Origin of the sequence: Streptomyces sp. NPDC002176 (assembly GCF_044903645.1) — a bacterium.
GTDB lineage: Bacteria > Actinomycetota > Actinomycetes > Streptomycetales > Streptomycetaceae > Streptomyces.
The window spans coordinates 207,568-218,629 of sequence record NZ_JBJDQW010000004.1 but is presented as its reverse complement, the minus strand read 5'-3'; the positions used below and the strand labels follow the sequence as shown (position 1 = coordinate 218,629).

Genomic DNA, 11,062 nt, shown 5'->3' with positions numbered 1-11,062 from the left:
CGGAAGGCAAGGAGCCCGCCATGAGCAACCCGTTCGAGAACCCCGACGGCGTCTACACCGTCCTCGTCAACGACGAGGGCCAGCACAGCCTGTGGCCCGACTTCGTCGCCGTCCCGCCCGGCTGGACCGTCGTCCACGGCCCCGCGCCCCGCCAGGACTGCCTCGACCACATCGAGACCCACTGGACGGACATGCGCCCCAAGAGCCTGATCCAGGCCATGGCCGACGGAGCCTGACACGCGAAAGGGGGGCGGACCCGGCCCGGGTCCGCCCCCTTCCGCATGCCGAGCGCGTCAGGACGCGGGCTGCCCCACCTTCGTCGCGGGCTTGCCGTCCGACGCGGCCGCGAGCTGCGGGACCAGGCGGTCCAGGACGTAGGGAATGCTCAGCACCGTGGACAGCGAGACCGCGTTGCCGTAGTCGCTGGTCTCCTTCACGAACACCTCGCGGCCCTGCTTCACCACGTCGAGATCGCCGTACACCGGGTCACGGTGCAGCTTGGTGACGGCGGTGGTGAGGTCCGGCACGATCCAGAGGGCCACGCCCTGGTCGAGCAGGTCGAGACGCTCCTTGCTGATGTTGGCGCCGAACTTGTCCCCGATCACCTTGTCCAGGTCCTTCGGCAGCGCGAACCCGAGGTCGGACAGCAGCCGGGAGCGCGGGTCCTGGCTGCCGAACACGAACGTGCCCTCGTACGGAGTGGCCACCACCGCCGCCGACTTCGCGAAGCCCGGGTTGGCCTCAAGGGCCGCGGCGAACTTGCCCTGCACGCCCGCCACCAGCTTCTTCGCCTCGGTCTCCGTGCCGAGCGCCTGGCCGATCACCTCGGTCTGCCGCTGCCACGGCACCCCGAAGTCGTTGAACTCCTTCGGCTGAGCCACCACCGGCGCGAACTTCGACAGGTTCGTGTACTGCGACTTGGTCAGCCCCGAGTAGACGGCCAGGATCAGATCGGGGCGCAGCGCGGCGATCTTCTCCACCTGGGGGCCGGTACCGGTGTCCTTCAGGACGGTCGGCGCGGGGGAGGAGCCCAGCTTGTCCTTCGCCCAGGGCCCGATGGCGCCCTGGTAGCCGCCCAGCCACTCGGTCGTGCCCACCGGCACCTTGCCCAGCGCGAGCACGGCGTCCTGGTCGGTCAGGCCGACGGTGACGATCCGCTTCGGCTCGGACTTGATCGTCGTACTGCCGTACTTGTGGGCGATCGTCACCGGGAACGCGGTGCTCGCGGAGCCCTTGGCGCCGGAGCCGGACGCGTCCGAGCCGGAGTCGGAGGAGCCGCAGGCGACCGCGGTCACCGCGAGCAGGAGTACGGAGGTGAGCAGGCCGGTCAGCCGGGAGGCTCTGGTGGCGCGGGGCATCGGTGATCCTTCTCTTCGGGGTCGAAAGGTCCTGCGCGTGGGGGTTGCGGGGTCAGGGGCCCGCCTCGGCGGGGGAGCGGCTGCCGGACCAGGCGTGCCACAGGGCGGCGTACGCGCCGTCGGCGGCGAGGAGTTCGGCGTGCGTGCCGCTCTCCGCCACCCGGCCGTCGCTCAGGACGACGATCCGGTCGGCGGCGGCCGCCTGGCTGAGCCGGTGGGCGACGACGAGCGCGGTACGGCCGCGCAGCGCGCGCTCGGCGGCCTCGTCCAGCAGCCGGGCGCCCGAACTGCCCGCCTCCGCCGTCGCCTCGTCCAGGACGACCACGGGCCGGTCGGCGAGCAGTAGCCGGGCCAGCGCGAGCTGCTGGGCGCGGTCGGCGGTGAGCCGGTGCCCGCCGTCGCCGACGACCGTGTCCAGCCCCTCGGGCAGCGCCTCGGCCCAGCCCAGGGCGCCCACCGCCGTCAGCGCCTCGCGCAACTCCTCGTCGCTCGCGTCCGGGCGGGCCAGCCGCAGATCGTCGGCGAGGGGCCCGGCGAAGACATGGACCTCCTGGGTCACCAGCCCCACCAGACGGCCGGAGACGTCCGGTCCGGCGCCGCCGATGTCGACACGGCCCGCCGTGGGGGAGTGCAGCCCGGCCACCAGCTTGGCCAGCGTCGTCTTGCCCGCGCCCGTGGTGCCCACCAGCGCGACCCGCTCCTTGGGCCGCACCTCGAGGTCCACCCCGTGCAGCACCGGACGGCCCGGCACGTAGGCGTGCGAGACCCCGGTGAGCGTCACCGACGGGACGGGTGCCGCAAGCTCAGCTGCTCCGGCCTCCTCCGTCGCGGGCTCGTCCACCACGCCGACCAGGCGGGCCAGTCCGGCCGTCGCGGACTGGGCGTCATCCAGCAGCACCAGCGCGGTGTTGACCGGGCCGAAGAGGCTGTGGAAGTACAGGGCGGCCGCCGTGGCCGTTCCCACCGATGCCGAACCGGAGCGCACCAGCAGGAACCCGGTGACCAGCACGGCGGCCAGGCCCAGGTACTCCGCGACGTGCAGCCGGGAGTAGAAGCGCAGCACCAGCCTCACCCCGCGCATCGTCAGCTCGACCGCGGCCCGCGAACGGACGGTCACCCGCTCGGTGTGGCCGTCCTGGAGCCGGTGCGCGCGTACCGTCCGGGCGCCGCCGATGGTGTCCAGCAACTGCTGCTGCTGTGCCCCGGCCGCGATCCGCTCGCGGCCGTACAGCGGGACCGCGTTGCGCACGTACCAGCGAGCGGTGTGCGCCTGCACCGGTACGGCGAGCAGCGCGGCCAGCAGGAACCGCCAGTCCAGCAGGGCCAGCGCGCCCAGGGTCAGCACGATCGACAGCGCCGAGCGGGCCAGCTCGGGCAGCGCCCCGCGCACCGCGTCCGCGACCCGGGAGACGTCGCGGGTGACACGGGCGTTCAGGTCGCCGGAGCCCGCCCGCTCCACCCGCTCCAGCGGCAGCGCGAGGGCCCGCTCCACGAAGAGTTCGCGCAGCCGGGCGAGCACGGTCTCGCCGAGCCGGGACACCAGCGACATGCCGAGCGCGGTCAGTACGCCCTGCGCCACCGCCACCCCGGTCAGCGCGGCCACCGGCCAGGTCAGCGAGCCCGGCGCGCGGTGTTCGGTGACCAGGTCCACGATGTACCCCAGCAGCGGCTGGGTGATCAGCCCCACGGAGGTGGCCAGCACCAGCAGCCCGAACCCGGCGAACGCCAACCTCCGGTGAGGGCGCAGCAGTTCACGCACCACGGCACGGGTGCGGGCGGGGGTGGCGGTGGGGAGGAGCGCCGAGTCGTCGGCCCCGTCCATGGTCGGCTTGATGGTCGGCTTCGTGGTCACGCGAGCACCGCCGTCCGGTAGTCGGCGTCCGCCCGGACGAGCTGTTCATGGGTGCCCTCGGCGCCGATCCGGCCGCCGTCGATGAGGACGACGCGGTCGGTGACGGCGAGCAGCGCGGGGCTGTTGGTCACCACGACCGTGGTGCGGCCCCGCCGTAGCTCCCGCAGCCCCTTCGCGATCCGCGCCTCGGTCACCGCGTCTACGGCGGTGGTCGGATCGTGCAGCACCAGTACGGGCGGCTCGGCGCGCAACGCCCTTGCCAGCAGCACGCGTTGGCGCTGGCCGCCGGAGAGGGAGCGGCCGCCCTCGCCGACTTCGGTGGCGGTGCCGTGCGGCAGGGAGCGGGCCACCTCGTCCACGCGGGCGGCGGCGAGCACGCGCTCGGTGAGCGGGTCCGGCCCCTCCGTTTCTCCACCCGGTGTCACGTTCGCCGCAAGCGACCCGCCGAACAGGGCCGCATCGTGGGCGGCAACCAGCACAGACGCCCGCAGCGCGGCCGGGTCCAGCCGGGTCAGGGGTACGCCGTCCAGCTCGACGGAACCCGTCTCCGGGTCCGCCTCCCGGCCCAGGAGCCGCAGCAGGGCCTCGGCACCGGCCGGGTCGGTCACCGCGATCCCGGTCAGGAGCCCGGCCGGCAGATCGAGGTCGACGCTCTCCGGGCCACCGAGCCGGACCCCGCGCAGCCGCAGCGCGCCGCGGACCGGCTCCGGCACCGCGTCGTCACCGCCGCTCACACCCGGCGCGGCGGACAGCACCCCGGCGATCCGGGCGGCGGAGGCGCGTCCCTGTGCCAGCTCGGCGTTCACCCAGGCGAAGGTCTCCAACGGGCCCAGCAGGAACAGCGCCAGTCCCACCGCCGACACCAACTGGCCCAGCGACAGCGACCCTTCGAGGGCCAGCCGCCCGCCCACCAGGGCGATGAGCGCGATGAAGCCGCCGGTCAGGGCCAGCACGAGCCCGGTCTGCCAGGATTCGGCGCGGGCCGCGCGCAGCGTCGCCGCCAGCGACACCCGGCTGGTGCGGCGGTACCGCTCCACGGCGGCCCGCTCGGCGCCCAGCCCCTTCAGCACCCGTAGCCCGGCCACCAGGTCGGCGGCCACCCCCGAGGCGTGCGCGGCCCGGTCCTGCTCGGCCTCGCTGCGCCGCTCCAGCGGCTTGCTGAGCAGATGCCCCAGCCACAGCAGCACCGGGGTGCCGACCAGCACGATCAGCCCCAGCGGCACGGACGTGACCAGCAGCGCGACCGCGCTCACCGCGATACCGGCGACGGCCCATATGCCGCTCATCAGCGCCATGTTGACCGCGCCGACCCGCTTGGCGTCCTCGGTGGCCACGTTCGCCAGCTCGCCGGGGAGCAGCCCCGCCTCCGCGCCGCCGCGCGGGTCCAGTACCCGGCGCACCACCGCGAGCCGCAGCGTGTGCGCGGCCTCCTCGGCGGCGCGCTCACCCGAGCGCGCGCCCAGCCGGAAGCTCCAGGACAGGACCACGTACATGACCGCGAGCGCCCCCAGCCACCCGAGCAGCCGCCCGGCGTCCTGCCCGGCCACGGCCTGGTCGATGACGACGCCGATGAGCACCGGGACCAGGGCTTCCCCCAGCTGGTGCACACAGCCGAACCCCGCGCCGAGCGCGACGCGCCGCGCCTGCCCCCTGACCGAGCGTGTCAGGACATCGCGCCCCGACGGTTCCCCTGATCCCACCAGCCACCCTCCGGAAACCGGTCAACTTAGGCAAGGCTACTCTAAGTAAAAGAGGTGGCGTCAATCCCATCTGTCGGCCTGAGGGGCCGAGTTGGGTAGCGTGGGGGCCTGAACAGGTGAAACGAAAAAGGGAGTGACCCGTGCGGATCTCCGTCTCCTCCGACATGGACGAACCCGTGGCCCGTCTCCTCGTGGCGGAGCTGCGCGGCCGGGGCCACGAGGTGCGCGAGCACGGCGCGCTGCGGGCCGGGGCCGACCCTCAGTGGGCGGTGTGCTCGGCGGCCGCCGCGCGGGAGGTGGCCGAGGGGTCGGCCGAGCAGGCGGTCGTCTGCTGCTGGACCGGCACCGGCGCCTCGATCGCCGCGAACAAGGTGCCGGGGGTGCGCGCGGCGCTCTGCGCGGACGCCGCCACGGCGGACGGCGCGCGCCGCTGGAACGACGCCAACGTCCTGGCGCTCAGCCTGCGGCTCACTTCGGAGCCGCTGCTGAAGGAGATCCTCGACGCCTGGTTCGCGGCCGCGCCGAGCCAGGACGAGGAGGACCGCCGCAACGTGGCCCACGTCGACTCGCTCGACGCACGGCCACGCTGAGACGGTCCATGGTGCCGGGGCCCTCCGCTCGGAGGGTGTCCGGGCTGGTCAGTGGGCGCCCAGGCCACCCCCGCCGAAGGAGCCGCTCGACCCCTTGCTCCAGCGCGGACGGTCCTTGTTCTCGCTGGTCTTCGTCCCCATGTTGGTGAGTTCGTACGGGGTGAGTGCGCGCCCGCCCTTGGGGGTGCGCGGGATCTCGTCCGGCTCGCGATTCTCCTGGACCTCCCGGGTCCGCCCCTCCGGGGGAAGATGCGGCTGCTCCTCGGCGCTGGGGCGAAGCGGCTCCCTGTCCTTGATCCGGCTGTTGATCCAGAAGCCGCCCGCGAGCAACGCCAGCACGCCAACGGCCACGACGAAGAGCACCAGGCTGATCAGCCCGCTCGGTGCCGCCAACTGTGTCATTGCGGTGTCCATAACAGCTGTGTACCCCGTACAAACAGTACGAATCGGACACTTTGTGTGGCCGTTCGCGTACCGGCCGTGCCCTGGAACCTCCGGCGCCCACCGGGCCGTTGCCCACGCGTTTACGCCGCCGCGCCCCCGGCTACCCGCCCCGTGTGACACCTCCGCCCCCCTCACGAGAGCAGCTCTACCAGTTCCTCGAAGACCGGTTCGCCTGCGCCCAGGCGTGCTCCGACTGCGCGCGGGCCTGCGCGGTGCGCGCCAGCCTCGTCGGCTCGTACGGCACCGCCGGACAGGAGCGCGCCCGGCGCCTCGGCATCATGTGCGCCGAGGTGTGCGACACCACGTGCCGCGCGCTGTCCGAGGAGGGCCGCGCGGACGGCGAGGGCACCGAGGACGAGATCCGACTCCAGCTGGAATGGTGCCGCTCGCTGTGCGTCGAGGCCGCCGAGGCGTTCGACGGCCAGCCCGGCGCCGAGAACGCCGCCACCGCCTGCCGCGCCTGCGCCCAGGCGTGCGTGGACTTCATGGCGGCCCTCGCCTGACCCTGTCTCCGCGTGCGGCGCACGGCGTAGCCTGCGGGCATGGACGACGCGCGGGCACGCGATCCCGGCCTGTTCACCCCCGCCTCGGTGACCTGGCAGCTGCACGGCGACCCGATGATGTGGATCGCCGGAATCCGCGCCCTCTACCTCCAGGCCCTGCACCCGCGCGCGGTACGCGGCGTCCTGCAGAACTCCGACTTCCGGCGCGACGCCTGGGGTCGACTGCTGCGCACCGCCGATTTCGTCGGCGTCACGACCTACGGCACCACCGCGGACGCCGAACGCGCCGGAGAGCGCGTACGCAAGATCCACGGCATGCTCACCGCCACCGACCCCGCCACCGGCGAGCGCTACGGGATCGGCGAACCGGAACTGCTGCTCTGGGTGCACTGCGCCGAGATCAGCTCCTATCTGTACGTCCTGCGCCGCTCCGGATTCCCCCTCACCGGCGCACAGGCCGACCGCTACCTCGCCGAGCACCGCGTCAGCGCCCGCCTGGTCGGCCTCGACCCGGCCGACGTCCCCGCCGACCGCGCCGCCCTCGACGCCTACTTCGACAAGGTCCGCCCCGAACTGTCCGCCGGACCCGAGGCCCGCGAGGTCGACGACTTCCTGCGCCGCCCACCGATCCACCCCCTCCTGCTCCCGGCCTGCGCCCTCCTCTGGCGCCACGTCGCCGACCTCGCCTACGCCTCCCTCCCCACCTGGGCCCACACCCTGTACGCCCGCCCCGCACCCCCACCCGCCACCGTCACCCGCCACCTCCGCACCACGGCCACCCTCCTCCGCGCCATCCCCGGCCCCCTACGCCACCAGACCCCACCCCGCCACCTCCTGCACGCGGTCGCCGACCTGGGCCCGTCCGCCCGCCCCCATCCGTCCCGCGTGCCCCACTAGATCCCAAGGCCGTTGAGAACAGCGCCCGTTGCGGCAGCCCCGAGGGACTGGCCCAACCGAGGCCCGCTGCTCCAAGATCTCTACTCCGTCGGCAGTCACCCTTCCAGCCCAGGAGCAGAGTTGTTCCCCACCCTCCACCGCACCGCCCTCGCCGCGGCTCTCGTGCTGCCCGCCGCCCTGCTCAGCGGGTGCTCCCTCGTCCAGAGCGGCGGGAGCTGCGACGGTTCCGACGCCGTGCGCAAGGACCTCGCGGCCCAGCCGGTGCTGTCCTCGCCCCCTGACGGTGCCACCGACCCCGAGGGCGTCTCCACCGGCTGCGACGACGACAGCCCGGGCCCGGCCTGGGTGCACGCGGACCGCGTCTACACCTTCACCGGCACCCGCCAGGCGGTCGTCGAGCACTACGCCCGCACCGTCGCCGCCCAGGGCTGGCGCCGCGAGACCGACTCCCGCGCCGACGCCGCCTGCTGGACCCGCACCACCGACGGCCGTCACCTACTGCTCGCCGTCGACTTCCAACTCGGCGCCTGGACACCCGCCCCCGACCCCGGCAAGGGCATCGGCTACGAGGTGACCGTCGGCTCCAACGCCGACGGCAGCGACGACGGCGCGGGCTGCGCCGACTAGGACCTGTCCGGCCGATCCGCCGGAGCCTGGGTGCGCACTCACCCGGCACCCCGCCGCTCGAAGACATGCCCTAGCCGCCGCGGCGCTGCTCGTAGCGCCATACAGCGTCCAGCAGCCAGGTGTCCGGCCACTCCGTCCGATCGACCGGACCGATCAGACGGGCACCCTCCACGCAGCGGGGGTCATCGGCGTTGGCGAGGCCGCTGACGGCCTTGATGCGGACCAGCTGGTCGTCCTCGTGGAGGAACCCGGCCAGGATGTCGGCGGCGGCGAGGCCGCGGCCTTCGAATTCGTAGAGGTGCTCGCACACGGTCGCCCGGACGCGGGCGTCGGGGTCGCGGGCGAGCGCGGCGAGCACCTCCCACGCCTTGGGGTGGGTGAAGGCGTGGCGCGTCCTGCGCAGCGCCCCCGGCACCTTCGTGCGCACCCGGGGGTCGGGGTGCGTGCGGTGGGCCAGCGCGACCTCTTCGGTCCTCGGGTCCTCGAGTTCGCTCAGCCCGTTCAGTACTGATGCGAGCACCGCCGGGTCCGTCTCCCCGACGGCCCACGGCAGGAGGACGTCCAGCGCCCGCCGCTCGAACGGGTATTCCCCTGACTGGGGCGGACTGTCGGTGAGGACGAAATGCCAGACGACATCCGCGGCGAACAGCCGACGCAGCGGGTCGGGGTCCGCACGCAGGACCAGGGCCGCTTCCCAGGTCTCGTCGTCCAGCCGACCGCCCAGCACGGCTGTGGCCTCCGACCAGTCGGCGTGGCTTCCATCGGCGCGGGCCAGTGCCCGGGCAAGTAGCTCCTCGAACGACCGGCGCACCCCGAACCGCGCCTCGAGACAGGTGAGCACGGCGGACTGACCGTCGTACACGCTCTCCCCACCGAGCGTGATCACGTCGTACTCGGCGGGGTGGTACCAATCCATGATCCTGCGGCGACTGGCCGGGCCGGTGGAGCCGGTCGTGTGGCCGAGTCCGGCCTCCGCACCGGTGTCGGCCCAGCGGCGCGCGCAGGCCAGGAGGCCCTCCCGGTCCTCCTTCGCGAGCCGGTCCGCGGCTCGTACGAGCATGGCGGCGGTGACGCCGGCGTTGCCGGAGGTGACGGCCCGCAGCAGCGGTGTGGTCCCGTCGGGCAGCGGCCGGAGCGGATCGGCGCCTGCGTCCAGCAGAGCTTCCGTGACGTATCTGTCGAACGCGGCGACGGAGAGGCACAGCACAGGAGTGCCGTCGGCGTCCGCGGTCTCCGGGTCGGCGCCCGCCCACAGAAGCTCCCGCACGCGGTGCGCGCGGCCTGCGCGCACCGCCCCGACCAGATGGTCCTCAGCCCCAGGCATGGCCCCCACTCCCCGGTGCCTGATCAGCCCCTGCGCACAGAATAGTCGGCAGCGATGATCAGGTGGAGCGCCGGGTGTGGGCACTCACCATCGCCAACCCGGTGAACGTTCCCGGCCAGGACACCAGCCGCCGCACACCCCTACCCCACGAAGATCAACCGTGCTACCAAGAACCATGCCTGCACACGAGGGAACCCGGACGTACGACGCCGTGATCGTCGGCGGGGGACACAACGGCCTGGTCGCGGCCGCCTATCTGGCCCGTGCCGGGCGCTCGGTCCTGTTGCTGGAGCGCCTCGGCAACACCGGGGGCGCGGCGGTGTCCAGCAGGCCGTTCGCCGGGGTCGATGCCCGGCTGTCGCGGTACTCGTACCTCGTCAGCCTGCTGCCGGACAAGATCGTCCGGGACCTCGGGCTGGACTTCCGGGTCCAGGGCCGCACCATCTCCTCGTACACCCCCGTCGAGCGCGGCGGCCGCGCCACCGGGCTGCTCGTCGGGGGCGGCGAGGAGCGCACCCGGCGGGCCTTCGCCGAACTGACTGGGGATGAGCGTGAGTTCACCGCCTGGCAGCGCTTCTACGGCATGACCGGCGAGGTCGCCCGGCGGGTCTTCCCCACCCTCACCGAACCGCTGCCCAGCCGGGCCGAGTTGCGCACCCGCGTCGCCGACGAGGCAGCCTGGCGGGCCCTGTTCGAGGAGCCGATCGGGGTCGCCGTCGAGGAGAACTTCCACGACGACCTGGTCCGGGGCGTCGTCCTCACCGACGCGCTGATCGGCACCTTCGCCGACGCCCACGACCCTTCCCTGGCCCAGAACCGCTGCTTCCTCTACCACGTCATCGGCGGCGGCACCGGCGCCTGGGACGTCCCCGTCGGCGGCATGGGTGCCCTCACCGACGCGCTCGCCGGGGCGGCCCGCGCGGCCGGGGCCGAGATCGCCACCGGGCACGAGGCGATCCGGATCGACACCGACGGCCGCACCGCCGAGGTCACCTACCGCACCGCCGACGGCGAGGGCGTCGCCGCCGCCCGGCACGTCCTCGTCAACGCCTCCCCGCGCGAACTTGCCGCCCTCACCGGCGACTTGGCACCCGAGCCCGCCGAGGGCGCGCAGCTCAAGGTGAACATGCTGCTGAAGCGGCTGCCCCGGCTCAAGGACAGCTCCGTCGACCCGCGCGAGGCGTTCGCCGGGACCTTCCACATCGCCGAGGGCTACCAGCAGCTCGCCACCGCCCACACCGAGGCCGCCGCGGGCCGACTCCCCAGCGCCCCGCCCTCGGAGATCTACTGCCACTCCCTGACCGACCCCACCATCCTCGGCCCCGACCTCGCCGAACGCGGCTACCAGACCCTCACCCTCTTCGGCCTGCACACCCCCGCCCGCCTCTTCGCCCACGACAACGACGCCGTGCGCGAGGAACTCCTGAAGTCCACCCTCGCCCAGCTCGACGCCCACCTCGCCGAACCCCTCGCGGACTGCCTGGCCACCGACGCCGACGGCCGCCCCTGCATCGAGGCCAAGACCCCGCTCGACCTGGAACGCGACCTCGGCCTGCCCGGCGGCAACATCTTCCACCGTGCCCTCACCTGGCCCTACGCCCAGGACGGCACCGGCCGCTGGGGCGTGGAGACCCGGCACGCCAACGTCCTGCTGTGCGGCGCGGGCGCGGTGCGCGGCGGCGGGGTCAGCGGAGTACCGGGACACAACGCGGCGATGGCCGTGCTGGAGGAGTGACGGCCACCGCCGAAGATCTTGACCTCGGGACG

At 73.6% G+C, this 11,062-nt stretch carries 11 protein-coding genes; 6 read left to right on the top strand and 5 right to left on the bottom strand.

The features are described 5' to 3' along the window. Window positions 1-20: 20 nt before the first annotated feature. The gene (locus ACI2LY_RS20155) at window positions 21-236 is read left to right on the top strand and encodes an MbtH family protein (protein WP_393915204.1); all 216 of its coding nucleotides are present in this window, start codon (window positions 21-23) and stop codon (window positions 234-236) included. A gap of 57 nt (window positions 237-293) precedes the next feature. Here the strand turns inward: ACI2LY_RS20155 and ACI2LY_RS20150 are convergent, their stop codons facing one another. From ACI2LY_RS20150 to ACI2LY_RS20140, 3 genes are read right to left on the bottom strand one after another with little or no spacing between them, the layout of a single operon-like run. After that, window positions 294-1,358, bottom strand: coding sequence for an iron-siderophore ABC transporter substrate-binding protein (locus ACI2LY_RS20150; RefSeq protein ID WP_404708340.1), 1,065 nt, complete (start codon window positions 1,356-1,358; stop codon window positions 294-296). 52 nt (window positions 1,359-1,410) lie between these two features. Further along, entirely contained in the window at window positions 1,411-3,180 is a 1,770-nt protein-coding gene (locus tag ACI2LY_RS20145; protein WP_404708756.1) for an ABC transporter ATP-binding protein, read from the bottom strand. 26 nt (window positions 3,181-3,206) lie between these two features. Further along, the gene (locus tag ACI2LY_RS20140) at window positions 3,207-4,910 is read right to left on the bottom strand and encodes an ABC transporter ATP-binding protein (protein WP_404708339.1); all 1,704 of its coding nucleotides are present in this window, start codon (window positions 4,908-4,910) and stop codon (window positions 3,207-3,209) included. Between the two features lie 140 nt (window positions 4,911-5,050). Here ACI2LY_RS20140 and ACI2LY_RS20135 point away from each other — a divergent pair, with 140 nt between their 5' ends. Beyond that, a complete protein-coding gene (locus tag ACI2LY_RS20135; protein ID WP_404708338.1) occupies window positions 5,051-5,500 on the top strand; it encodes an RpiB/LacA/LacB family sugar-phosphate isomerase in 450 nt (149 codons plus the stop codon). Window positions 5,501-5,548: 48 nt separating this feature from the next. Here the strand turns inward: ACI2LY_RS20135 and ACI2LY_RS20130 are convergent, their stop codons facing one another. Beyond that, window positions 5,549-5,914 carry a DUF6479 family protein gene (locus ACI2LY_RS20130; protein ID WP_388998084.1) on the bottom strand — a complete coding sequence of 122 codons (366 nt, stop codon included), beginning with the start codon at window positions 5,912-5,914 and terminating at the stop codon, window positions 5,549-5,551. A gap of 143 nt (window positions 5,915-6,057) precedes the next feature. Between ACI2LY_RS20130 and ACI2LY_RS20125 the strand changes: the two genes are divergently transcribed. From ACI2LY_RS20125 to ACI2LY_RS20115, 3 genes are all read left to right on the top strand, one after another. Next, window positions 6,058-6,447 (top strand): ferredoxin, encoded by a 390-nt coding sequence (locus ACI2LY_RS20125; protein WP_404708337.1) that lies wholly within the window; start codon window positions 6,058-6,060, stop codon window positions 6,445-6,447. A gap of 39 nt (window positions 6,448-6,486) precedes the next feature. After that, complete coding sequence (locus ACI2LY_RS20120; RefSeq protein WP_404708336.1) at window positions 6,487-7,344, top strand: oxygenase MpaB family protein; 858 nt, start codon at window positions 6,487-6,489, stop codon at window positions 7,342-7,344. Between the two features lie 120 nt (window positions 7,345-7,464). After that, the gene (locus ACI2LY_RS20115) at window positions 7,465-7,971 is read left to right on the top strand and encodes a hypothetical protein (RefSeq protein WP_404708335.1); all 507 of its coding nucleotides are present in this window, start codon (window positions 7,465-7,467) and stop codon (window positions 7,969-7,971) included. A 70-nt stretch (window positions 7,972-8,041) separates the two neighbouring features. On the opposite strand, the gene ACI2LY_RS20110 is transcribed toward ACI2LY_RS20115, so the two are convergent. Further along, on the bottom strand, window positions 8,042-9,295 hold the full coding sequence (locus tag ACI2LY_RS20110) for a HEAT repeat domain-containing protein (protein WP_404708334.1): 1,254 nt from the start codon (window positions 9,293-9,295) through the stop codon (window positions 8,042-8,044). A 175-nt stretch (window positions 9,296-9,470) separates the two neighbouring features. Here ACI2LY_RS20110 and ACI2LY_RS20105 point away from each other — a divergent pair, with 175 nt between their 5' ends. Beyond that, window positions 9,471-11,030, top strand: coding sequence for a phytoene desaturase family protein (locus ACI2LY_RS20105; RefSeq protein ID WP_404708333.1), 1,560 nt, complete (start codon window positions 9,471-9,473; stop codon window positions 11,028-11,030). The last annotated feature ends 32 nt before the right edge of the window (window positions 11,031-11,062 follow it).